The sequence below is a fragment of the Aeromicrobium chenweiae genome (genome assembly GCF_003065605.1).
Taxonomy (GTDB): Bacteria; Actinomycetota; Actinomycetes; order Propionibacteriales; family Nocardioidaceae; genus Aeromicrobium; species Aeromicrobium chenweiae.
Genome location: NZ_CP026952.1, coordinates 2,473,739 through 2,495,158, shown reverse-complemented (window position 1 = coordinate 2,495,158; position 21,420 = coordinate 2,473,739). Strand labels below are relative to the sequence as shown.

The 21,420-nt window shown below is 70.8% G+C and carries 21 protein-coding genes; 14 read left to right on the top strand and 7 right to left on the bottom strand.

Annotated elements, in window-relative coordinates; genetic code table 11:
- Window positions 1-5: 5 nt before the first annotated feature.
- From ligA to C3E78_RS12065, 3 genes are all read left to right on the top strand, one after another.
- Window positions 6-2,114, top strand: coding sequence for an NAD-dependent DNA ligase LigA (gene ligA / locus C3E78_RS12075; protein WP_108578704.1), 2,109 nt, complete (start codon window positions 6-8; stop codon window positions 2,112-2,114).
- Between the two features lie 55 nt (window positions 2,115-2,169).
- Window positions 2,170-3,084, top strand: coding sequence for an NAD(P)/FAD-dependent oxidoreductase (locus C3E78_RS12070; protein WP_108578702.1), 915 nt, complete (start codon window positions 2,170-2,172; stop codon window positions 3,082-3,084).
- Between the two features lie 140 nt (window positions 3,085-3,224).
- Complete coding sequence (locus C3E78_RS12065) at window positions 3,225-4,055, top strand: pseudouridine synthase (RefSeq protein WP_199907035.1); 831 nt, start codon at window positions 3,225-3,227, stop codon at window positions 4,053-4,055.
- Here C3E78_RS12065 and C3E78_RS12060 read toward each other — a convergent pair.
- The gene (locus tag C3E78_RS12060) at window positions 4,052-4,399 is read right to left on the bottom strand and encodes a YrdB family protein (RefSeq protein WP_135804804.1); all 348 of its coding nucleotides are present in this window, start codon (window positions 4,397-4,399) and stop codon (window positions 4,052-4,054) included. The genes C3E78_RS12065 and C3E78_RS12060 overlap by 4 nt on opposite strands.
- Window positions 4,400-4,431: 32 nt before the next feature.
- On the opposite strand from C3E78_RS12060, the gene C3E78_RS12055 reads away from it, so the two are divergent.
- The gene (locus tag C3E78_RS12055; RefSeq protein WP_108578696.1) at window positions 4,432-6,096 is read left to right on the top strand and encodes an NAD(P)/FAD-dependent oxidoreductase; all 1,665 of its coding nucleotides are present in this window, start codon (window positions 4,432-4,434) and stop codon (window positions 6,094-6,096) included.
- Here C3E78_RS12055 and C3E78_RS12050 read toward each other — a convergent pair.
- The gene (locus C3E78_RS12050) at window positions 6,093-6,932 is read right to left on the bottom strand and encodes an alpha/beta fold hydrolase (RefSeq protein ID WP_108578694.1); all 840 of its coding nucleotides are present in this window, start codon (window positions 6,930-6,932) and stop codon (window positions 6,093-6,095) included. The genes C3E78_RS12055 and C3E78_RS12050 overlap by 4 nt on opposite strands.
- A 116-nt stretch (window positions 6,933-7,048) precedes the next feature.
- Here C3E78_RS12050 and gatC point away from each other — a divergent pair, with 116 nt between their 5' ends.
- The 5 genes from gatC to C3E78_RS12025 all read left to right on the top strand — a co-directional run bounded on the left by gatC (window position 7,049) and on the right by C3E78_RS12025 (window position 11,837).
- The gene (gene gatC, locus C3E78_RS12045) at window positions 7,049-7,357 is read left to right on the top strand and encodes an Asp-tRNA(Asn)/Glu-tRNA(Gln) amidotransferase subunit GatC (RefSeq protein WP_108578692.1); all 309 of its coding nucleotides are present in this window, start codon (window positions 7,049-7,051) and stop codon (window positions 7,355-7,357) included.
- Window position 7,358: 1 nt separating this feature from the next.
- Entirely contained in the window at window positions 7,359-8,870 is a 1,512-nt protein-coding gene (gene gatA / locus C3E78_RS12040; protein WP_108578690.1) for an Asp-tRNA(Asn)/Glu-tRNA(Gln) amidotransferase subunit GatA, read from the top strand.
- Entirely contained in the window at window positions 8,867-10,372 is a 1,506-nt protein-coding gene (gene gatB / locus C3E78_RS12035) for an Asp-tRNA(Asn)/Glu-tRNA(Gln) amidotransferase subunit GatB (RefSeq protein ID WP_108578688.1), read from the top strand. The genes gatA and gatB overlap by 4 nt, the downstream gene beginning before the upstream one ends.
- Window positions 10,373-10,458: 86 nt before the next feature.
- Window positions 10,459-11,445 (top strand): GGDEF domain-containing protein, encoded by a 987-nt coding sequence (locus C3E78_RS12030; RefSeq protein ID WP_108578686.1) that lies wholly within the window; start codon window positions 10,459-10,461, stop codon window positions 11,443-11,445.
- Between the two features lie 101 nt (window positions 11,446-11,546).
- On the top strand, window positions 11,547-11,837 hold the full coding sequence (locus C3E78_RS12025; protein WP_108578685.1) for a DUF1540 domain-containing protein: 291 nt from the start codon (window positions 11,547-11,549) through the stop codon (window positions 11,835-11,837).
- Between the two features lie 9 nt (window positions 11,838-11,846).
- Here C3E78_RS12025 and C3E78_RS12020 read toward each other — a convergent pair whose 3' ends face one another.
- The 3 genes from C3E78_RS12020 to C3E78_RS12010 form a co-directional block, all read right to left on the bottom strand.
- Window positions 11,847-12,731: an alpha/beta fold hydrolase gene (locus C3E78_RS12020; protein WP_159085884.1), complete on the bottom strand. Its 885-nt coding sequence runs from the start codon at window positions 12,729-12,731 to the stop codon at window positions 11,847-11,849.
- An 81-nt stretch (window positions 12,732-12,812) separates the two neighbouring features.
- A complete protein-coding gene (locus C3E78_RS12015) occupies window positions 12,813-14,051 on the bottom strand; it encodes an HNH endonuclease (RefSeq protein WP_235833608.1) in 1,239 nt (412 codons plus the stop codon).
- 120 nt (window positions 14,052-14,171) lie between these two features.
- On the bottom strand, window positions 14,172-15,029 hold the full coding sequence (locus C3E78_RS12010) for an ATP-grasp domain-containing protein (protein WP_108578680.1): 858 nt from the start codon (window positions 15,027-15,029) through the stop codon (window positions 14,172-14,174).
- A gap of 55 nt (window positions 15,030-15,084) precedes the next feature.
- On the opposite strand from C3E78_RS12010, the gene C3E78_RS12005 reads away from it, so the two are divergent.
- Window positions 15,085-15,798, top strand: a complete 714-nt coding sequence (locus C3E78_RS12005) for a SatD family protein (protein ID WP_108578678.1) — start codon at window positions 15,085-15,087, stop codon at window positions 15,796-15,798.
- Here C3E78_RS12005 and C3E78_RS12000 read toward each other — a convergent pair.
- On the bottom strand, window positions 15,757-16,254 hold the full coding sequence (locus C3E78_RS12000; RefSeq protein ID WP_135804803.1) for a Pycsar system effector family protein: 498 nt from the start codon (window positions 16,252-16,254) through the stop codon (window positions 15,757-15,759). The two genes, C3E78_RS12005 and C3E78_RS12000, sit on opposite strands and share 42 nt — an antisense overlap.
- Window positions 16,255-16,392: 138 nt before the next feature.
- On the opposite strand from C3E78_RS12000, the gene C3E78_RS11995 reads away from it, so the two are divergent.
- From C3E78_RS11995 to C3E78_RS11985, 3 genes are all read left to right on the top strand, one after another.
- Window positions 16,393-16,965, top strand: coding sequence for a helix-turn-helix transcriptional regulator (locus tag C3E78_RS11995; protein WP_168217173.1), 573 nt, complete (start codon window positions 16,393-16,395; stop codon window positions 16,963-16,965).
- Window positions 16,966-17,046: 81 nt separating this feature from the next.
- Window positions 17,047-18,732 (top strand): dihydroxy-acid dehydratase, encoded by a 1,686-nt coding sequence (ilvD, locus tag C3E78_RS11990; protein WP_108578674.1) that lies wholly within the window; start codon window positions 17,047-17,049, stop codon window positions 18,730-18,732.
- A 23-nt stretch (window positions 18,733-18,755) separates the two neighbouring features.
- Window positions 18,756-19,415, top strand: coding sequence for a hypothetical protein (locus C3E78_RS11985; RefSeq protein WP_108578672.1), 660 nt, complete (start codon window positions 18,756-18,758; stop codon window positions 19,413-19,415).
- A 10-nt stretch (window positions 19,416-19,425) separates the two neighbouring features.
- Here C3E78_RS11985 and C3E78_RS11980 read toward each other — a convergent pair whose 3' ends face one another.
- Window positions 19,426-19,836: a hypothetical protein gene (locus tag C3E78_RS11980; RefSeq protein ID WP_108578670.1), complete on the bottom strand. Its 411-nt coding sequence runs from the start codon at window positions 19,834-19,836 to the stop codon at window positions 19,426-19,428.
- A 125-nt stretch (window positions 19,837-19,961) separates the two neighbouring features.
- Here C3E78_RS11980 and C3E78_RS11975 point away from each other — a divergent pair, with 125 nt between their 5' ends.
- Window positions 19,962-21,419, top strand: coding sequence for an SDR family oxidoreductase (locus tag C3E78_RS11975; protein ID WP_108578668.1), 1,458 nt, complete (start codon window positions 19,962-19,964; stop codon window positions 21,417-21,419).
- Window position 21,420: the final 1 nt, after the last annotated feature.

Genomic DNA, 21,420 nt, shown 5'->3' with positions numbered 1-21,420 from the left:
GGCCCATGGCGAACGACGACGAGCTGAGGCAGCGGCACAAGTGGCTCTCCGAGACGATCATGGAGCACCGCGAGCGCTACTACGTCGACGACTCGCCGACGGTCTCCGACGCCGAGTACGACCAGCTCATGCGCGAGCTCGAAGGGCTCGAGGAGCAGATGCCCGAGCTCCGGACGCCCGACTCGCCCACGCAGACGGTCGGCGGCTACGCGTCGTCGTCGTTCGAGTCCTACGAGCACCGCGAGCGGATGCTGAGCCTGGACAACGCGTTCTCGGTCGAGGAGCTGGAGTCCTGGCACGGCCGTCTGGTGCGTGAGGGCGTCACCGACGCGGACTTCCTCTGCGAGCTCAAGGTCGACGGCCTGGCCATCTCGCTGACGTACGAGAACGGCCGGCTGACCCGAGGCGTCACCCGCGGTGACGGACGCGTCGGCGAGGACGTCACCAACAACGTCCGCACGATCAAGGTCATCCCGCACCAGCTCAAGGAGTCCGCCGACTACCCGATCCCGGCGTACGTCGAGGTCCGCGGCGAGGTGTTCTTCCCGACCAAGGAGTTCGAGGCCTTCAACGCCGAGTGGGCCGAGTCCGGCAAGACGCCGTTCGCGAACCCGCGCAACGCCGCGGCGGGGACGCTGCGCATGAAGGACGCGTCGGTGACCGCGGGCCGGCCGCTGTCGATGGTCTGCCACGGGCTCGGCTACCGCGAGGGCTTCACGCCCACGCGGCAGAGCGAGGCGTACGACGCGCTGAAGGCCTGGGGGCTGCCCACCAGCGACCGAGCCAAGGTCGTCACGAGCCTCGCGGAGGTCGAGGAGTTCATCGACTACTACGGAGAGCACCGCCACGACGTCGTCCACGAGATCGACGGCGTCGTGGTCAAGGTCGACCAGGTCGACCGGCAGCGGCGCCTCGGCGCGACCTCGCGGGCACCGCGGTGGGCGATCGCGTGGAAGTACCCGCCCGAGGAGGTCAACACGCGCCTGCTCGACATCCGGGTCAACGTGGGCCGCACCGGCCGGGTCACCCCCTTCGGCGTCATGGAGCCGGTCCGCGTCGCGGGTTCGACCGTCGAGATGGCCACGCTGCACAACCAGCACGAGGTCAAGCGCAAGGGCGTCCTGATCGGCGACATGGTCGTGCTCCGCAAGGCCGGCGACGTGATCCCCGAGATCGTCGGCCCGGTCGTCTCGCTGCGCGACGGCAGCGAGCGCGAGTTCGTCATGCCGACCGAGTGCCCCTCGTGCGGCACGCCGCTGGCCCCGTCGCGCGAGGGCGACAAGGACATCCGCTGCCCGAACACCCGCTCGTGCCCGTCCCAGCTGCGCGAGCGGCTGAGCCACGTCGGCAGCCGCGGGGCGTTCGACATCGAGGTGTTCGGCTGGGAGGGCGCGACGGCGCTGCTCGAGGCCGGTGTCCTGACCGACGAGGGCGGCCTCTTCGCGCTGACCCGCGACGACCTGATGAAGGTCGGTCTCTACACCCGTGCGGCCAAGAAGAACGAGGCCGACCAGGCGGTCGACGGCCGGGTGCTGAGCGCCAACGGCATCGCCCTGCTCGACAACCTCGAGAAGGCCAAGACCCAGCCCCTGTGGCGGGTCCTGGTCGCCCTGTCGATCCGGCACGTCGGCCCGACGGCCGCTCGCGCCCTCGCGACGCACTTCGCCACGATGGACCGCATCCGCGAGGCCACGGTCGAGGAGATCTCCGCGGTCGACGGTGTCGGTCCCACGATCGCCGAGGCCCTGGTGGAGTGGTTCGGCGTCGACTGGCACCGCGGCATCGTCGACCAGTGGCGGGCCGCGGGCGTACGCATGCAGGACGAGCGGGACGAGTCGATCCCGCGCACGCTGGAGGGGCTGACGATTGTGGTCACCGGCTCGCTCGAGCGGTTCACCCGCGACTCGGTCAAGGAAGCGATCATCGCGCACGGCGGCAAGGCGTCGGGCTCGGTCTCGAAGAAGACCGACTTCGTGGTGGTCGGCGAGAACGCCGGCACCAAGGCCGACAAGGCCGAGGAGCTGGGCCGCCCGATCCTCGACGAGGAGGGCTTCGAGAGGCTCCTGGCCGAGGGACCGCCACCGGCCGAGGACGAGGCCCCCGCCGAGTCCTGACCCGGGTCACACCGCCCGCGCGTATGAGCGTGGGGAGCACGGGTATCGCGCACCCATGCAACCGACCCATGACGTCATCATCATCGGCGGCGGCGCCGCCGGCCTGTCGGCGGCACTCGTCCTCGGCGCGGCCCGCCGCAGCGTCGCGCTCGTAGACGCCGGTGCACCACGCAACGCGGCGGCTGCGCACCTGCACGGGTTCTTGTCGCGCGACGGTGCGGACCCCGCGGAGCTGCTGGCCGTGGGTCGCGACGAGGTGAGGAGGTACGGCGTGGATCTCGTCGAGGACACCGTCACTGCGGCGCTTCCCAAGGACGGCGCGTTCGCGGTCGAGCTGGCGCACGGCGACCCGCTCGTTGCCCCCCGAATCGTGCTCGCGGTCGGGACGACCGACTCGCTGCCCAACCTCCCGGGCCTGCGGGAGGGCTGGGGCGACGACGTCCTGCACTGCCCGTACTGCCACGGCCACGAGGTCGCCGACCGTCGCATCGTGATCCTTGCGACGCACCCCGGCTCGGCCCATCAGGCGCACATGGTGCGGCAGTGGTCGGACGACGTCACCCTGCTGACCAACGAGGTCGCGGAGCTGGACGCGGATGCGCGGGCAGCACTCGAGCGACGCGGCATCCGCGTCGTCGACGGTGCCGTGGCGCAGGTGGACCGCGCGGACGGCGCCCTGACCGGGGTGCGGCTCACCGACGGCACCCGGGTGCCGGCCGACGCGCTGTTCCTGGTGCCGCGGATGGAGCCGCCGAGCTTCCTCGTCGAGCGCCTCGACCTGGCGACGGAGGACACCCCGATGGGACCCGCGGTCCGCACCCACGACAACGGACGCACGAACGTCGCGGGCGTGTGGGCCGCCGGCAACTGCGCGGACCCCTCGGCCCAGGTGGTGACGGCTGCGAGCGACGGCACGCTCGCCGGCATGGACGTCAACGCCGACATGGTGGACGAGGACTGCGCCGCCTGAGCCGTGCGTCGGTGGCGTGCCCGCGCCCGTAGGCTCGACGGGTGCCTCCCCGTTCTCCGCTGCCGCCTCGACACGGGCTGGGCGCGGCGTGGCTCCGCACCCCGGACCGGGACAAGCCGCGGCCGGACCCGTGGCCGACGATGGGCGACTGGCTGCGTCACCGGCTGCCCGAGCGGGTGGACGTCGAGCGGATGCTGGCCGAGGAGCGCTTCGTCCACGACGACGGCACCCCGGTCGCCGAGGACCAGGCGTACACCCCGCACACGTTCGTGTGGTTCCACCGCGACCTCCCCGACGAGGTGGAGGTCCCCGGAGAGATCGTCGTGGTGCACCGCGACGAGCGTCTCGTGGTCGTCGACAAGCCGGCGTTCCTGTCGTCGATCCCGCGCGGGCGTCACGTCCGCCAGAGCGTCGTGACCCGCCTGCGCGCCGAGCTCGAGCTGCCCGAGCTCTCACCCCTGCACCGGCTGGACCGGGTGACGTCCGGCCTGCTGATGCTCGCCACGACCAGGCAGTGGCGCGGGCCGTACCAGTCGCTGTTCCAAGCGGGCGCCGTCCACAAGACGTACCGCGCCCTGGCGCCGGTGCGCGACGACCTCGCGCTGCCGCTGGTCGTTCGCAACCACCTCGCGAAGCGGCGGGGCAGCTGGCAGGCGGAGGTGGTCCCGGACGCGCCGGTCAACGCCGAGACGCTGATCGAGCTGGAGTCGCAGGTGGGGGACCGCGGCGTCTACCGCCTCACCCCGAGGACCGGTCGCACCCACCAGCTGCGCATGCACCTGAACGACCTGGGCATCCCCATCGTCGACGACCCGCTCTACCCGGCGGTGCTGGACCTGGAGGTCGACGACTTCCGTCGGCCGCTGCAGCTGCTCGCCGCCGAGCTCGCGTTCACGGACCCGATCGACGGGACGGAACGCCGGTTCGCCAGCACGCTGTCACTGCCGCTGCTGCCGGCCGGGAACGACTAGGCGTCCTCGCGGGCCAGTGCCCAGAAGACCGCGATGGCGATGACCGCGAACGCGATGCCGACCAAGGCCAGACCGCCTGCGGCGGCGTACAGGGCCACTGTCACGAAGAGCATCACCTGCACGACGAACCGCGTGGGCAGGTCCAGCCGCCGTGGCGACGTGGTCGCCATCCACTGTGCCCAGATGCCCACCGCGACCATCGCGAGGAACGCGCCCACGGCCCAGCCGCGCCATCCGTCGGCGAAGCCGTGACCCGCGAGGACGAGGATCACGACCATCGCGATCTCGCAGAGGAACGCGACCGCGTCGAGAGGACCGAGGTCCTGAGGTTTCTGAGGGGGCATGCCCACAGCCTAGGGAGTGCTACTTTCGCGCCATGACCGAGTCATCCCGACCGAGCCCCGTCATCCTGATCGTGCCCGCCGAGGAGCACCGGACGGTCCTGACCGACGAGTTCGCGAGCAGGTACGGCCGCGACTACGACGTGCAGGTGACCACCGACGTCCTCGACGTCACCGACTTCGCGGCGGCACTGATCGCGGGCGGGCAGCACATCGCCCTCATCGCGGTGGACTTCGCCCTCGACATCGACGCCGTCGACGTCCTGGACGTGCTGCGCAACGTCTCGCCCAGCAGCCGGCGCATCGTCCTGGTGGCGATGGGCACGTTCGGCGCGTCGCTCGACGAGCTGAGACCGGCCCTCGCGGTGGGCCGGCTGGACACCTACCTCCTCATCCCGCAGGGGCCCCGGGACGAGGAGTTCCACACCGCGATCGCGGAGTACCTCTCGGACTGGGCCACGTCGACGTCGACGCCGGAGGTGGCGGGCGTCCGCATCGTCGACGACGGCACGCAGATCGAGGTCGCCGGCATCCGTGACTTCCTCGACCGGATGGCCGCCCCGTGGACGCGCTACCAGCCCGACAGCCCCGTGGGCCGGGAGCTCCTGGCCGAGGCGGGGGAGGGCGCCGCCCTGCCCGTCGTGTCGGCATTCGGCCGGCCGCCGCTGACCGGCGCGACCGAGCAGCTCGTGGCCTCGACTTTCTACGGCTCGCCGGCCGACCTGGGCGACGACTACGTCGCGGACCTCGCCATCATCGGCGCGGGCCCGGCAGGACTCGCGGCGGCGGTCTACGGGGCGTCCGAGGGGCTGCGCACGGTCGTGCTCGAGTCCGAGGCCGTCGGCGGCCAGGCCGGCACCAGCTCGATGATCCGCAACTACCTCGGCTTCCCGCGCGGCGTGTCCGGCATGCGTCTGGCCTTCCGGGCCCGGCTGCAGGCCAGCCGGTTCGGGGCGCGGATCTTCACCGGGCGGCCCGCCGAGGGAGTGTCCGTCGGCGACCTGCACGAGATCGCGTACGACGGCGGCGTGGTCCGCGCCCGCGCCGTGCTCATCGCCTGCGGGGTCCGGTACCGGCGGCTCGGCGTGCCCGCGCTGGAGGACCTCGTGGGCCTCGGCGTGTACTACGGAGCGGCGACCAGTGTCGCTCGCGAGATGGAGGGGCGCGACGTCTTCATCGTGGGCGGCGGCAACTCCGCGGGGCAGGCGGCCATCCACCTGGCCCGGTTCGCCCGGTCGGTGACGATCATCGTGCGACGTCAGACGCTCTCGGAGACCATGTCGGCGTACCTCGTCAACGAGATCGCGATGCAGCGCACGATCCGGGTCCGCACGGGCGCACGCGTCGTGGACGGCGGCGGCGACGGACGTCTGGAGTGGATCGACCTCGAGGTCGGTCCCTCCACCGAGCGGCACGACGCCGACGGGTTGTTCCTGCTGCTCGGCGCCGAGCCCGGCTGCGACTGGCTGCCCGACGAGGTCAGCCGCGACCGGCGCGGCTTCGTGCTGACCGGCCGCGACATCCCGAAGTCGGCCTGGCGGGGCGACCTGCCGCCGGCCGCCCTGGAGACCGCGGTCCCGGGGATCTTCGCCGCCGGTGACGTCCGGGCCGGCTCGATGAAGCGGGTCGCCTCCGCGAGTGGCGAGGGAGCGGGTGCAGTGGCGCAGGTGCATGCGCACCTGGCGCCCGCGCCGACCTAGACCGAGCGCACCCGCGCGATGATGCTCTCGGCGAGCTCGGGGGCGTTCTGGTCCAGGAGCCAGTGGGTCGCCCCGCGGACGACGACGAGCTCGTACGGGCCGGTGACGTACTCCGGCGTCAGGTCGGCGCCGCGGCGGGCGAGCGCTGCGTCCCTGTCGCTCCAGACGTACGTCGTCGGCACGGACACCTTGCGTCCAAGGTCCTTGCCGCCCAGCAGGATCGACCGGTAGTAGCCGAGCCCGCCGGGCAGGGCGCCGTCGGCGACGATCTCGCGGCGGTACGTCTCGATCATGTCGCGATCCATGCCCGCGGCGCGCAGCATCTTCTCGCCCAGGCCGTCGCGCCGGCTGAGCAGGTGCTCGGGCACGACCGGCAGCTGGAACAGCAGCATGTAGTACGACCGCAGGATCTGCGAGCTGCTGACCATCGACTTCATGAACGCGGTGGGGTGCGCGACCGACACGGCCGTGAGGGAGCGCACGAGGTCGGGGTGGCTGCCCGCCACGGCCCACGCGACCGCGGAGCCCCAGTCGTGCCCGACGAGGTGCACGGGCTGGCCGATCTCGTCGATGAGCGCCGTGACGTCGCCGACCAGCTCGCCCATCGAATAGGCGAAGCGGGAGGTGGGCCGCGCGCCGGGGGAGTAGCCACGCTGGTCCAGCGCGTACGTCCGCATGCCCTCGGCGTTCAGCAGGTCGGACACCTTCGACCACGAGGCCGCTCGCTGCGGGAAGCCGTGCAGCAGCACGACCGGCGTCCCGTCGAGCGGTCCGCTGTCGATCACGTCGAACGTCATGCCGGCGTGCGTGAGCTGGGAGATGCGCGATTCGGCCATGGGTTCATCCTGACACCAGATCGGCGCGATGCCCGGTCGGAGCGGTGAGGCCGGGTCACTAGGATGGAGGAGCACCCACACCCCACCCGCACGACCTCCTACCGCAAGGAAGCTGCATGTCTGAGCCCGTCACGGGTATCTCGCGTGACGACGTCGTCCACCTGGCCGGCCTCGCCCGCATCGATCTCAGCGAGGCTGAGCTCGACCACCTCGCCGCAGAGCTCCCCGCCATCCTCGACCACGTCGCGAGCGTCCAGCAGGCCGCCGGCGACGACGTCCCCGCGATGAGCCACCCGGTCCCGGTCGACAACGTCTTCCGCGAGGACGTCGTCCGCCCGAGCCTGGCCCCCGAGGAGGCGCTCGCCGCCGCCCCGGCGTCGGACCAGCAGCGCTTCCTCGTCCCCAAGATCCTCGGGGAGGACTGACATGACCGATCTGACCCGCAAGACCGCGGACGAGCTGGCCCAGTCCCTCGCCGCCGGCGACGTCTCCTCCGTCGAGGTGACCCAGGCGCTCGTCGACCGCATCGGTGCCGTCGACGGCGAGATCCACGCGTACCTGCACGTCGACGCCGAGGGTGCGCTCGCGAGCGCGGCCGACGTCGACGCGCGCCGCGCGAAGGGCGAGCAGCTCTCGTACCTCGCCGGTGTGCCGATCGCGGTCAAGGACGTCCTCGCGACCAAGGGCGTGCCGACGACGTGCGGCTCCAAGATCCTCGAGGGCTGGATCCCTCCGTACGACGCGACGGTCACCGCCCGGATCAAGGCTGCCGGCCTGCCGATCCTGGGCAAGACCAACATGGACGAGTTCGCGATGGGCTCCTCGACCGAGCACTCCGCGTACGGACCCACCCGCAACCCGTGGGACACCACCCGCATCCCCGGCGGCTCCGGCGGCGGCTCGGCCGCAGCCGTCGCAGCCTTCGAGGCTCCGCTCGCGATCGGCACCGACACCGGTGGCTCGATCCGTCAGCCCGGCGCGCTGACCGGCACGGTCGGCGTCAAGCCCACCTACGGCGGCGTCAGCCGCTACGGTCTCGTCGCGATGGCGAGCAGCCTCGATCAGGCTGGCCCCGTCACGCGGACGGTGCTCGACGCCGCGCTGCTGCACGAGCTCATCGCGGGCCACGACCCCATGGACTCCACGAGCATCCCGGACGCCGTGCCGCCGGTCGTCGCCGCCGCGCGCCGCGCCGACGTGCAGGGCCTGCGGATCGGCATCGTCAAGGAGCTGGGTGGCGAGGGCTTCCAGCCCGGCGTCCAGACCCGCTTCGACGAGGCGGTCGCGCTGCTCACCGCCGCCGGTGCCGAGGTCGTGGAGGTCTCGATCCCGAGCCTGGAGTACGCGCTCGGCGCCTACTACCTCGTCATGCCGAGCGAGGCGAGCAGCAACCTCGCCAAGTTCGACGCGATGCGGTACGGCGTCCGCGTGCCCCCCGCCGGTGTGGACGACCCGAGTGCCGAGCAGGTCATGGCCTCGAGCCGTGAGGCCGGCTTCGGCGACGAGGTCAAGCGCCGGATCATCCTCGGCACGTACGCCCTGTCCAGCGGCTACTACGACGCCTACTACGGCTCGGCGCAGAAGGTCCGCACGATCTTGTCGCGGGACTTCGCGAAGGCGTTCGCGGACGTCGACGTGCTGGTGTCGCCGACATCGCCCACCACGGCGTACCCGCTGGGGGAGAAGCTCGACGACCCGCTGGCGATGTACCTCGGCGACGTCGCCACGATCCCGGCCAACCTGGTCGGCATCCCCGGCCTGTCCCTGCCGGTCGGCCTGGCCGACGAGGACGGTCTGCCCGTCGGGCTGCAGTTCCTCGCTCCGCAGAAGGCCGACGACCGGCTCTACAACGCCGCCGCGGCGCTCGAGCGGATGCTCGAGGAGAAGTGGGGCGGCGCGCTGCTGTCCCGGGCACCCGAGCTGGAGGTCGCACGATGAGCGCCGCAACCGAGACGTTGGTCCCGTTCGACGAGGCGATCAGCCGTTACGACCCGGTGATGGGCCTGGAGATCCACATCGAGCTCAACACCGCGACGAAGATGTTCTGCGGCTGCCCGACCGAGTTCGGCGCCGAGCCCAACACCCAGGTCTGCCCGGTCTGCCTCGCGCTACCCGGCGCCCTGCCGGTCGTCAACGCCAAGGCGGTCGAGTCCGCGATCCGCATGGGTCTCGCGCTCAACTGCTCGATTGCCGAGTGGTGCCGCTTCGCGCGGAAGAACTACTTCTACCCGGACATGCCGAAGAACTTCCAGACCTCGCAGTACGACGAGCCGATCGCGTTCGACGGCCACGTCGACGTCGAGGTGGACGGCGAGACGTACCGGATCGAGATCGAGCGCGCCCACATGGAGGAGGACACCGGCAAGGCGCTGCACGTCGGCGGCTCCACCGGACGCATCCACGGTGCGGACTTCTCGCTGGTCGACTACAACCGTGCGGGCATCCCGCTGATCGAGATCGTCACCCGCACGATCGAGGTCCCGGCCGAGAAGGCTCCCGCGGTCGCCCGCGCGTACGTCTCGTACGTGCGCGACCTCATCGGCGGGCTGGGCGTCTCCGACGTCCGCATGGACCAGGGCTCGCTGCGGGCGGACGTCAACCTGTCCCTGAAGCCCAAGGGGTCGGACGTCCTCGGCACCCGCTCGGAGACCAAGAACGTCAACTCGTTCCGGTCGGTCGAGCGGGCCGTGCGCTACGAGATCTCCCGCCACGCGGGGATCCTCGACGCAGGCGGCAAGGTCGTGCAGGAGACCCGGCACTTCCAGGAGGACTCCGGCACGACGCTGCCGGGCCGTGAGAAGTCCGACGCCGACGACTACCGCTACTTCCCCGAGCCCGACCTCGCGCCGGTGTCCCCGTCGCGCGAGTGGGTCGAGCAGCTGCGGTCCACGCTGCCCGAGCCGCCGGCCGTGCGCCGGGCGCGCCTGCAGGCGGACTGGGGCTTCTCCGACCTCGACATGCGCGACACGATCGGCGCGGGCGCTCTCGACCTGATCGTCGAGACCGTCGAGGCCGGCACGACGCCGCAGGCGGCCAAGAAGTGGTGGCTGGGCGAGATGGCCCGTCGCGCGAACGAGAGCGGCCAGGACATCGACGCGCTGGGCATCACGCCCCAGCAGGTGGCCGAGATCCAGGCGCTCATCGACGCCGGCCGCATCAACGACAAGCTCGCCCGCTCGGTCTTCGACGGCGTGATCGCCGGCGAGGGCACGGCCGAGGAGGTCGTCGTCTCGCGCAAGCTCGAGGTCGTCTCGGACGACGGTGCGCTGGGTGCAGCGGTCGACCGGGCCATCGAGGGGGACCCCGACGCGGCGCAGAAGGTGCGTGACGGCAACCTCGGCGTGGCCGGTGCGCTGATCGGCGCCGTCATGAAGGAGATGCGCGGGCAGGCCGACGCCGGTCGTGTCCGCGAGCTCATCCTCGAGAAGCTGACCTCCTGACCGGACGCGCAGACCGATCTGGCGATCGGTCTGCGCGCGGGCCCTCGGCTGGATAGGATTCCTCCAGACCACCGGGAGGAGACGAGGTGTCACAGACCTCGGTGCCGAGTGTCCTCGACTCGATGTCCGTATGGCACCGCCGGGGCTCGCTGCACTTCGCCGGCAGCTTCGTCGTGCTGGTGCTGGCCACGATCGTGACCGGGTCGGTCGACCGGGACTCGGTCGTCGTGCTGGTCGCCGTGCCCCTGCTCGCCGCGGTGTCCGCCAGCGTCCTCGTCCTGACGGGGTGGGCGGACCGCCAGTGGTCGCTGCTGATGTGGCCGCTGATCCCGTGCCTGTCGATCGGGGCGCTCGACTTCGTCGCACCCCAGGCCGCAGATCTCGTGATGGGCCTGGTCGTGCTCTCGTTCCTGTTCATCGGTGTCAGCCAGCCGCCCTTGTGGGGCCTGTGGTTCGTGGCACCCGCAGCCGTGCTCTACGAGCAGGTCCTCGATCTCGGGGTGGGGGACATGGTCGTGCGCGTGCCGATCGCCGCTGTCGTCTGGGTGGTCTGCAGCGAGGTGCCCGCGCGGCTCGTCGAGGAGCTGCGCCGCAAGAACGCCTCGCTCGTGGAGCTCGCGACGACCGACAGCCTCACCGGGCTGCTCAACCGGTCGCGTCTGGAGGTGCACCTGGACGTCGCCGGACCAGCCGGCGCGGTCGCGCTCATCGACCTGGACCACTTCAAGCGCTTCAACGACTCCCACGGTCATGTGGCCGGTGACGTCGCGCTGATGGACTTCGCGACCGTGCTGGCGTCCGAGACCCGCTCCCACGACCTGGTGTTCCGGTACGGCGGCGAGGAGTTCCTGGTGGTGATGGCCAACACCTCGCCGGAGGAGGCGGCGCTGGTCCTCGGGCGCGTGCGTGAGTCGTGGCGGGGTCACGGGTCCGGGCTGACGTTCAGCGCGGGCGTCACGTTCGGCGGTGCGTCCGCAGTCCATGGCGCCGACATCCTGCTGTACGCCGCGAAGGCCGCAGGGCGTGACCGGGTCGTCGTCGACACGGCCCGTGGCGAGCCGGCCGTGGTCTGACCGCGGCCACCCGGGTCCGCCGCCCGGGGCGCGCTCGTGAGGGTGTCCTCATCACGGGGTGCCGGGGTTACCGTCGACGGAACGACCCCAGGAGGCGCATCATGACTGTCATCGATCTCCCCGACGTCCACACCTGCTCCGTCGAGGGCTGCTCCTACAACAGCGACACGGCGTGTCACGCCGGCGCGATCACGGTGTCCGGCTCGCAGGCGGCCTGCGGCACGTTCATCGACATCGGCGCGAGCGGCGGCCTGAGCAAGATGGTCGCGAAGGTGGGCGCGTGTCATCGCACCGACTGCCAGCACAACGACAACCTGGAGTGCGGCGCGAGCTCGATCGCGGTCGGCCCGGGGACGGACGCCGCGGACTGCCTGACGTACGAGCCGGTCTGATCGTGCTGCTCACCCGGCGCGGGTGAGCAGCTCCTTGAGCTCCTCCAGCACGATGTCGGGGAACTCGATCGGGATGAAGTGGGTCGCGTTGAGCTCGCGGTAGCGCGATCCCTTGATTCGCTGTGACGCCGTGAGCATGTCGCGGGCGCCGGTGAGCACGTCCCACCTGCCGGCGAGGAACGTGACCGGGATATCGATCTCGCTGAGCGAGACGCGCGCGTGCCGGGAGACGCTGAGAGCCAGCTTGGCGTACCACGCGGGGTGCGTCGTGAAGAACTCCTGCAGGAGCACGCGGAGCTCCGCGGTGTCGGCGGCCGGGTTGATGAACCGGCTCTGGCGGACCAGGTCGGTGGTCAGGTTCGTCCACGGGACACGGCGGGTGACCGGGGCCAGGACGTGCCCGGTGACCGTCACGGTCCGCGACAGCCCGACCATGAGCCCGCGCGCCAGCACGGGTGGGATGCGCAACGGAGCGAGCATCGTCGAGAACGTGTTGCCCGGGACCCCGGCCACCGCGAGGATGCCCGTCACCCGCTCGGGGTGTCGCGCCGCGATCTCGAAGGCGATCGTCACGCCGGTCGACCAGGCGGCGACCACGCAGGCGTCGATCCCAGCGTCATCCATGACGGCGATGGCGTCCTCGACGAACGAGTCGAGGTCGACGCGCCCGTCGGCGGGACGCGCCGATCCGCCGGTGCCGCGGTGGTTCCAGCCCACCACACGGACGCCCGAGTCGGCCCGCAGCAGCGACGGCCAGGCGTGCGGATTGGTGCCGAGCCCGTTCGACACCAGGACCGTCGGCCCGTCGCCGTCATTCGTCCAGGCCCGGATGCGGGTCCCGTCGGCGCTCTTCACGTCGTAGTAGCGCAGGAGCGCGGGCGTCGGCGAGGTCACGCGCCGATTGTCCACGGCGCCGGGGGAGACGGCAACGCGGGAACGGTCCGGACGTGCCGGTGGGCCGCCGGACCCGGGGGGTCAGGCGGCTCGGCGATAGCCGGTTCGTCGTCGCCGGCGGATGGGGCGCTGGTACCGGTCGGTGAACACGAACCCGCTCACGGCGTCGCCGCTGATGTGCAGCAGGCCCCGATGAACCAGGTGATGGCAGCGGACGCACAGCCCGACGAGCTGGTCGAGATCGGTTGAGCCACCGAGGGACCACCAGACGCTGTGGTGGACTTCTAGGTGGGTGTGGTTGCAGCCGGGGGCGGCGCAGATGCCCTTCTGCCGGGCCAGGACTGCTTTGCGTTGCTTCAGGTTCGGCTCGTACTTCGTCCGCCCGACGTTGAGGACCTGGTCCTGGTCGCGGACGAACCCGGTGATGCCGGACATGCAGAACAAGAACATCAACAGGTGAGGCCCGATCGCACCATGACCTGCCAAGGTCGCCGGCTCGGTGACCGGCATCGGGTCGGGGATGAAGTTGGGCTGTTCAGTTTCCTGCCGCACGCGTTCGGCCGCTGCCTCGACGGTCTCGGCGTCGACGAACACCGACATGTGCGGGCGCACACCCTTGTCCGACGGCAGCCCGTTCCCGAGGATGCTCGACAGTAGGTCGTCCAGGCCCTGGACGCGGCGCTGCGCCCCGGTGCGGGTGTCCTCCGCATCACGGAGCGCGGAGACGGAGTCGAGGACCTTCTTGAGCTTCAGCCCGGTCAACGTGTTCAGGAACCCTGAGATGTGCCACCCCTCCGGCAGGGCGTCGACGGCGAAGTCCTCCTTCTCCATCCCACCCCGCCACGCATCATCCAGGTCTTCGGGATGTGTGCGGTCCTTGAGCCGCTTGACCGTGTCGAACAGCTCGTCCGGGTCCCGCTCACAGGCGATCGTCACCAGCGCTTCCTCGTACTCCCGCATCGGATCGAGCCCCACATGCGCCAGCCCGTAGACGAACACCTGCACGTGCGCGGCGCTGATCTGCCCGGTCGTGGCAGCTTCGGCCACCAAGGGCAGGTCCCGGAGCGCGTTCACGTTGCGCACCAGCCGGGTCGCCTGACCGGCGTTGAGCCGCAGCTGATTGCGCACCCACGTGTTCAACGTCGAGGCGCCGTCGAGCTCGAACTCCCGTGCGGCCTGCAGCTCGGCCAGCAGCACCGCCTTCGCCGCGTCCAACGCGTCCTGAGCGGCCTGCACCGCGTGCAGCTTCTCACGCGTGTCACCCGACGAGAGCGTCTGCGCGGCGGTGCGCATCGCGTCGATCGTGGGCTCCGGATTCATACCTCGACCCTACTCGAACGTGTGTTCGATCACAAGACTTCGACGACACTATTTCATTGATATAACAGGAAATATCACGTGTCCGCCCCGCGTGGGACGATGGGCTTGCGAGCGCCAGCCTCACGCCCCGGCGCGTTCCAGCACGGCGTCCACCAGCCGTCCTGCGCCCCCGCCGGACTGGGGGAGGAACAGGCTCGGCTCGGCCAGCTCGAGCTCGATGAGGATCGGCGCCCCGTCCGCGGCTGTGACCAGGTCCACCCGCGCGTACAACGGAGCCTGGTCGAGACCGAGCAGCGACATCACGGTCTCCATCACGTGGTCGGAGACCTCGCGCTGCTGGGACGTCGGGGTGCGCGGGGTGATCTCCTCGCGGCTGTCCCGGTCCTGGCGGACGCCTTCGCCGCGCTGAAGGAGCGGTCCCTTGCGGATCGCGTGCGAGAACGTGCCTGCGAAGTAGAGCATCGCGGTCTCGCCCTCCTCGTCAACCGAGGAGATGTAGGGCTGGGTCATGGATGTACGTCCCGCGGCGACCAGCTCCGCACTGTGCGCCCAGGCCTCCTCGCGGGAGCTCCAGCGGGCGGTGTCCTTGGAGCCGGAGGAGATCGTCGGCTTGACGACCCACTCGTCGTGGTCGCCGAGGTCGTCACCAACGGTCACGTCCCAGAGGGTCTCGATGATCGGCACCCCGGCATCCTGGAGCTGGCGCAGATAGGCCTTGTCGGTGTTCCACGACAAGACATCGAGCGGGTTGTGGAGGCGCGGGACGGTGGCCGCCCAGGCGAGGAACTCCTTGCGACGGGCGATGTAGTCCCAGCACGACCGGACGACCACGGCGTCGTACGCGGACCAGTCGACCTGCGGGTCGTCCCAGACGACGACCTCGCCGACGGTGCCCCGCTCGGCGGCTGCCGCCTCGAGGAGGGGGAGGTCCGGGTCGTACGGACGATGGGTCGAGCTGGTCACGAACGCGATGGTCATCGGCCCATCCTGTCACCGTCCATTTTTGTCTTAACTTCATGCATATGCTTCATCCATGAGCCAGACCTCGAAGGTGCGCGTGGCGGTCATCGTCGATCTGGTCGGATCTCGTCGTCATGCCGATCGCGCGTGGGTCCACGCGACGCTCATGGAGGCGCTGCGACGGGTCAACGAGGAGATCGAGTTCGACCAGCCGCTCGAGCCGACGCTCGGCGACGAGTGCCAGGCCCGCTACCTGTCGGTCGAGTCGGCGGTGCGGGCGACGCTGGCGCTGCGTCTCGTGCTCCCGGACGAGCTGGACTGTCGCGCAGGCATCGGCGTGGGGGAGGTGGAGGAGCTCGGGCGCACCCGCTACGGCCCGCTGCAGGACGGGCCCGGGTGGTGGGCTGCGCGCGATGCGATCGTGGAGGCGAAGAGCCGCGAGGGGGAGCGAGACCGGACGTTGCGCACCTGGTACCAGGTCTCCGAACGCTTGACCGGCTCCGCCCTGGACGAGCACCCGCCCGCCGCGATGGTGAACGCGTTCCTGCTCGCCCGCGACGAGATCGTGAGCCAGATGTCCGGTCGCTCGCGGCGACTCCTGCGTCATCTGCTGAGCGGGGCCTCCCAGGTCGAGATGGCGCTGGCCGAGGGGATCTCGTCGTCCGCGGTGTCGCAGAACCTGCGTCGCAGCGGGGCCTTCGCCGTGCTGAGCTCGCAGGACCAGTTCACCTCGTGGTTCGGCGGCTCAGTAGCCGATCAGGCTGGCGAGCAGGAAGACCGGGGCTGACAGGCCGGCCAACGACATGGCCAGTCGCACGTAGCGATACTTCTTCGCGACGATCCGTGAGAGCTCGAACAGCTGGTGGCGGGTCCGGTCCTCGAGCGTGGGGGGATGGCGGTCGAGCACGGCATCCAGCGACCGCTGGCTGTCGAACGCGGCGGCGTGCCCCCAGTAGAAGATGTCCTTGGTCCTGCTCGGGACGGTGAACCGGGGCCAGACGGCCATCGCCGCGGCGGCGACGGAGGACGAGGCGAGGGCGGCGGCCACCCACCAGAAGAAGGCGCCGAGGGCGTCGAGGTCGCGAGGGTTCCAGTCGCGGGCGAGCAGGCCGGCCAGCAGGGCGCCGAAGCCGATGCCGAGCACCGCCAGCACCATGGACGCCTTGTGGTCCGCGGCCCCCACCTCGTTGCGGGCCTCCGCCAGGATCGCCAGCTCCACGTCCGACGCAGGTGTCCGTGCCATGTGTCCTCCGTGACGGTGATGGACGCCCACGTTACCAATCATCGGGGACACCGGATCAACGGCAGGAATGCGATCCAAGACAATCAACGCAACAGAGTTGATCTTGACAAATCAACGAAAGAACGTTGATCATGGAGTGTGTTCGCGATCACGATCGACCAACGCCGGAGCCGCGAGAACGCAGACGGAGTCCCTGGCCTGCTGGCGGCGCTCCGCGAGCACGTCCTCGTCCGGGAGTTCGAGCGCACCGCCGGCGACGAGGTCCAGGGCCTGTCCGACGACCCCGCGGTCGTGGTGGACGTGGTGTGCTCCGTCGTCGCGACGCAGGACTGGTGGGTCGGGGTCGGCGTGGGAGCGGTCGACGAGCCCATTCCGCGCTCGGTCCGGGCCAGCCGCGGTCCCGCGCTGATCGCCGCCCGCGCAGCGGTTGAACGCTCGAGCTCGACCGCGGTGGGCCTCGCCGTGGAGGGGGAGGGCACGCGTCACGCCGAGACGGCGCTCCATGCCCTGGCGCGGGTCATCACCGACCGGACGGAGGGTGGCGCGGAGGCAGTGGCCGCGATGGCGCCCGGCCGGACGCAGAAGGACGTCGCCCGCCAGCTCGGGATCTCGCCCCAGGCGCTCAGCCGCCGGCTGCAGGTGGCGCGATGGCCCGAGGAGCAGCGGCTGCGCGATCTCGCGACGCATCTGCTTGCGCACATCCCGTCCTGAGGAGCGGCCTGTGGCGCCGAAGCGCAGTCGTCCCCGGAGTCCGCTCACCGCGCGCGCGGCCTGCGCCGTAATCTTTCTCTCATGCCCCCAGAGAACGAGATCGACATCAAGCCGCGCAGCCGCACCGTCACCGATGGCCTCGAGGCCACCGCGTCACGCGGGATGCTGCGCGCCGTAGGCATGGGTGATGACGACTGGGAGAAGCCGCAGATCGGTGTGGCCTCCAGCTGGAACGAGATCACTCCCTGCAACCTGCCCCTGGACCGCCTCGCGAAGCGGGCCAAGGAGGGCGTGCACGCCGGCGGCGGATATCCGCTCGAGTTCGGCACGATCTCGGTGTCGGACGGCATCTCGATGGGCCACGAGGGCATGCACTTCTCGCTGGTCTCGCGTGAGGTCATCGCGGACTCGGTCGAGACCGTCATGATGGCCGAGCGCCTCGACGGCTCGGTGCTGCTCGCCGGTTGCGACAAGAGCCTGCCCGGCATGCTGATGGCCGCCGCGCGGCTCGACCTGGCGAGCGTCTTCGTCTACGCCGGCTCGATCATGCCCGGCAACGTCGACGGCAAGGACGTCACGATCATCGACGCCTTCGAGGCCGTCGGCGCCTGCCTCGCGGGCCGGATGTCGCGCGAGCAGGTCGACAAGATCGAGCGGGCGATCTGCCCCGGTGAGGGTGCGTGCGGCGGCATGTACACCGCCAACACGATGGCCTCGGCCGCCGAGGCGCTGGGCATGAGCCTGCCCGGCTCGTCCGCCCCGCCGGCGATCGACAGCCGCCGCGACGAGTACGCGATCAAGTCCGGCGAGGCCGTCGTCGAGCTGCTCCGCCAGGGCATCACCGCACGTCAGATCATGACCAAGGAGGCGTTCGAGAACGCCATCACGGTCGTCATGGCGCTGGGCGGCTCGACCAACGCCGTCCTGCACCTGCTGGCGATCGCCCGCGAGGCGGAGGTCGACCTGACGCTCGAGGACTTCAGCCGCATCGGTGACAAGGTCCCGCACCTCGGCGATCTCAAGCCGTTCGGTCGCTACGTCATGAACGACGTCGACAAGGTCGGCGGCATCCCGGTCATCATGAAGGCGCTGCTCGACGCGGGCCTCATGCACGGTGACTGCCTGACCGTCACCGGCAAGACGATGGCCGAGAACCTCGCCCACATCGAGCTCAAGCTCGACGGCGACGTGATCCGCCCGATCGACAAGCCGATCCACAAGACCGGCGGCCTGACGATCCTGCACGGCACGCTCGCCCCGGAGGGCGCGGTCGTCAAGAGCGCCGGCTTCGACTCGGACGTCTTCACTGGCACGGCCCGGGTGTTCGACGGCGAGCGCAAGGCGATGGACGCGCTCGAGGCGGGCACGATCGTCGCCGGCGACGTCGTCGTCATCCGCTACGAGGGCCCCAAGGGTGGCCCGGGCATGCGCGAGATGCTCGCCATCACCGGCGCGATCAAGGGCGCCGGCCTGGGCAAGGACGTCCTGCTGATGACCGACGGGCGCTTCTCGGGCGGCACGACCGGCCTGTGCGTCGGACACGTCGCCCCCGAGGCGGTCGACGGGGGACCCATCGCCTTCGTCAAGGACGGTGACCAGATCACCCTCGACGTCGCCAACAAGCGGCTCGACGTCGCGATCGACGCCGACGAGCTCGAGGCCCGCAAGGTCGGCTGGGAGCCGCTGCCCCCGAAGTACACCAAGGGCGTCCTGGCCAAGTACGCCAAGCTCGTCAGCTCGGCCGCCGACGGAGCGGTCTGCGGGTAGCGGCGGACGCCGAGGCGTACGAGATGAGCGGTGGGCCGGTCTTCGCGACCCGGTGGGACTTCCTGTTCGCGCAGGTGCTGATCGGCGTGGACCGGAGCACGGGTGTGTTCTCCGGCAGCGAGCCGGTGCCGGGCCGTCAACTGGTGTGCGTGTGGACCAGCAAGGCCCGCGCCGACGACGCGCTCCACAGCGAGTCGTGGGACGTCAGGAAGATCTCCGTGCGCAGGCTGCTGGCCATGCTGCCGGCGGGCATCGGGGTGCAGGTCGACCCCGGTGACCCGTCGGGCATGACCGCGTCTGCGGACTACACCGCCCAGGTCAAGCGGTACCTGGAGCCGTTCCCGGCCGGTACGACGCTGCGCCGCACGGCGTGGGACGGCCTCGACGCGTCCGTGTGCAACGCCCTGGCAACGGCGGGGGCGGGCCACGTCCGGACGCTGTACGCCTTCGGCTATACGGTCGACGACAGCCCCACGCTGGGGTGCCTGGCGTACGTCGCCGAGGATGACACGGCGGGCGAGGTGCTCGAGGCGGCCCTGGACGCGTCCACGAGCCTGGCCGCCCTCGGCGTGCCGACGGTCCACCTGGTCGCCCTGGCGGACGTGCCGGAGGTGTTGCGCGCGGAGCTGGACGACGCCGACGTCGTCCGGCCCGCGCGGCGTCCCACGTTCTGGCGGCGCTGAGTCCCTCCGCTCAGGCGCAGGTGGTCGCGGCCTCCTGAGCGATCTTCTGATAGGTCGCGGTCTCCTTCTGGGAGGGCTTGTACGTCCCGTCGCGGTTGACCAGGGCGGCGAGCAGCTTGTCGGACAGCGACGAGTCCTCGAGCTGCTTGCTGAAGCACGTGGCCTGCTTGTCGGTGAGGCCGGCGCCCTTGAGCGTCGCGGTCAGCTGCTTCGTCGTGGGGCGCTTGTTGGGGTCCACCGACTTCACCGGCGGTGCCGGCGTGGTCGCCGACGGCGCCGCGGAGGTCGGGCTGCTCGCGCTGGGGCTGCTCGACGTCTTGGTGTCCTTCGCGGCATCCTCGTCCGAGGAGCTGCCGCCGCACGCGCTGGTGACGGTGAGGGCGAGGCCGGCGAGTGCGAGCCCGATGGTGCGTCGCATCATGAGGATCCTTCGGGGGTTTCGGGGGCAAGACCTTCCATGAAAGCAAGCCTCCGCAACCTCCGCGACCGCGGGCCCGTCCGGCGGGTGTGGGGACAGTCGTGGGGGACACCTAGAATGGAGGGGTCATGAGCGTCCCTGTTGATCACGTCCTGCCCACGTCCACGATCGACCCCGACGACCTGGCGATCGCCCTCAAGGTCCTGGGGGAGGCCCAGTACCTCGAGGAGGACGACGAGACCTACGTCGCGCTCCGCCGGGCCTGCGGCAAGTTCTACAAGGACGTCAAGAAGCAGCGCCGGCTCGCCAAGCGGGCCGAGGTCGCCGCAGCCGACCGCGCCGTCGTGGCCACCACCGCGACCGGGTCGCCCACGCGCATCGACGACGAGACCGAGGGTATCCCGCTCGTCTCCAACGCCGCAGGCGCCACCGCCGGGACGCTGATCGTGCCGCGGCCCTGCTACATCTGCAAGCAGAAGTACACGGTCGTCGACGCGTTCTACCACCAGCTGTGCCCCGACTGCGCGGCACTGAACCGGGCGAAGCGCGATGCGCGGACCGACCTGACCGGCAAGCGCGCGCTCCTGACGGGCGGACGCGCCAAGATCGGCATGTACATCGCCCTGCGGCTGCTCCGCGACGGCGCCCACACCACGATCACGACCCGGTTCCCGCACGATGCGGTCCGTCGCTTCACCGCGATGCCCGACAGCGCCGACTGGATCCACCGCCTGCGGATCGTCGGCATCGACCTGCGCGACCCCGCCCAGGTCGTCGGCCTGGCGGACGCGGTGGCCGAGCAGGGACCGCTCGACATCCTCATCAACAACGCGGCCCAGACGGTCCGCCGCACGCCCGGTGCGTACGCCCCGCTCGCCGAGGCCGAGTCCGCCCCGCTGCCCGACGGACCGTTGCCCGAGCTGCTGACGTTCGGCCACACGAGCGACGCGCACCCCGCGGCCCTGGTGGGCTCGGTCGCGGCGCACCCCGTCCTGGCCGGTGACGCGCACACGGCCGAGGAGCTCACCTCGATGGCGCTGATGGCCGGATCCGCCGATCTGTCCCGCATCGACGCCGGAGGGCTCGTGCCCGACACCGTCGACGTCAACAGCTGGACGCAGCGGGTGCACGAGGTCGACGCGCTCGAGCTGCTCGAGGTGCAGCTGTGCAACACGACCGCGCCGTTCATCCTGGTCAGCCGCCTGCGTCCGTCGATGGCCGCCGCCGAGTCGCGTCGCACGTACGTCGTGAACGTCTCGGCCATGGAGGGGCAGTTCAGCCGGCGCTACAAGGGCCCGGGACACCCGCACACCAACATGGCCAAGGCGGCCCTCAACATGCTGACCCGCACGAGCGCGGGGGAGATGCTGGAGCAGGACGGCATCCTGATGACGGCCGTCGACACTGGGTGGATCACCGACGAGCGGCCGCACCCCACCAAGGTGCGGCTGGCCGAAGAGGGCTTCAAGGCCCCGCTCGACCTCGTCGACGGCGCCGCCAGGGTCTACGACCCGATCGTCCGCGGCGAGGCGGGTGACGACGTGCACGGCGTCTTCCTCAAGGACTACGAGCCGTCACCCTGGTGAG

Bases quoted from the DNA above. Each gene is read 5' to 3' on its own strand.
- C3E78_RS12055 (WP_108578696.1), top strand. From the start codon at position 4,432: ATGACCGAGTCATCCCGACCGAGCCCCGTCATCCTGATCGTGCCCGCC.
- C3E78_RS11975 (WP_108578668.1), top strand. From the start codon at position 19,962: ATGAGCGTCCCTGTTGATCACGTCCTGCCCACGTCCACGATCGACCCC.
- C3E78_RS11980 (WP_108578670.1), bottom strand. From the start codon at position 19,836: ATGATGCGACGCACCATCGGGCTCGCACTCGCCGGCCTCGCCCTCACC.
- C3E78_RS12000 (WP_135804803.1), bottom strand. From the start codon at position 16,254: ATGGCACGGACACCTGCGTCGGACGTGGAGCTGGCGATCCTGGCGGAG.
- C3E78_RS12065 (WP_199907035.1), top strand. From the start codon at position 3,225: ATGGGCGACTGGCTGCGTCACCGGCTGCCCGAGCGGGTGGACGTCGAG.
- gatC (WP_108578692.1), top strand. From the start codon at position 7,049: ATGTCTGAGCCCGTCACGGGTATCTCGCGTGACGACGTCGTCCACCTG.
- C3E78_RS11985 (WP_108578672.1), top strand. From the start codon at position 18,756: ATGAGCGGTGGGCCGGTCTTCGCGACCCGGTGGGACTTCCTGTTCGCG.
- C3E78_RS12060 (WP_135804804.1), bottom strand. From the start codon at position 4,399: ATGCCCCCTCAGAAACCTCAGGACCTCGGTCCTCTCGACGCGGTCGCG.
- gatA (WP_108578690.1), top strand. From the start codon at position 7,359: ATGACCGATCTGACCCGCAAGACCGCGGACGAGCTGGCCCAGTCCCTC.
- C3E78_RS12010 (WP_108578680.1), bottom strand. From the start codon at position 15,029: ATGACCATCGCGTTCGTGACCAGCTCGACCCATCGTCCGTACGACCCG.
- C3E78_RS12005 (WP_108578678.1), top strand. From the start codon at position 15,085: ATGAGCCAGACCTCGAAGGTGCGCGTGGCGGTCATCGTCGATCTGGTC.
- ligA (WP_108578704.1), top strand. From the start codon at position 6: ATGGCGAACGACGACGAGCTGAGGCAGCGGCACAAGTGGCTCTCCGAG.
- C3E78_RS12025 (WP_108578685.1), top strand. From the start codon at position 11,547: ATGACTGTCATCGATCTCCCCGACGTCCACACCTGCTCCGTCGAGGGC.
- ilvD (WP_108578674.1), top strand. From the start codon at position 17,047: ATGCCCCCAGAGAACGAGATCGACATCAAGCCGCGCAGCCGCACCGTC.
- C3E78_RS12015 (WP_235833608.1), bottom strand. From the start codon at position 14,051: ATGAATCCGGAGCCCACGATCGACGCGATGCGCACCGCCGCGCAGACG.
- C3E78_RS12070 (WP_108578702.1), top strand. From the start codon at position 2,170: ATGCAACCGACCCATGACGTCATCATCATCGGCGGCGGCGCCGCCGGC.
- C3E78_RS12050 (WP_108578694.1), bottom strand. From the start codon at position 6,932: ATGGCCGAATCGCGCATCTCCCAGCTCACGCACGCCGGCATGACGTTC.
- gatB (WP_108578688.1), top strand. From the start codon at position 8,867: ATGAGCGCCGCAACCGAGACGTTGGTCCCGTTCGACGAGGCGATCAGC.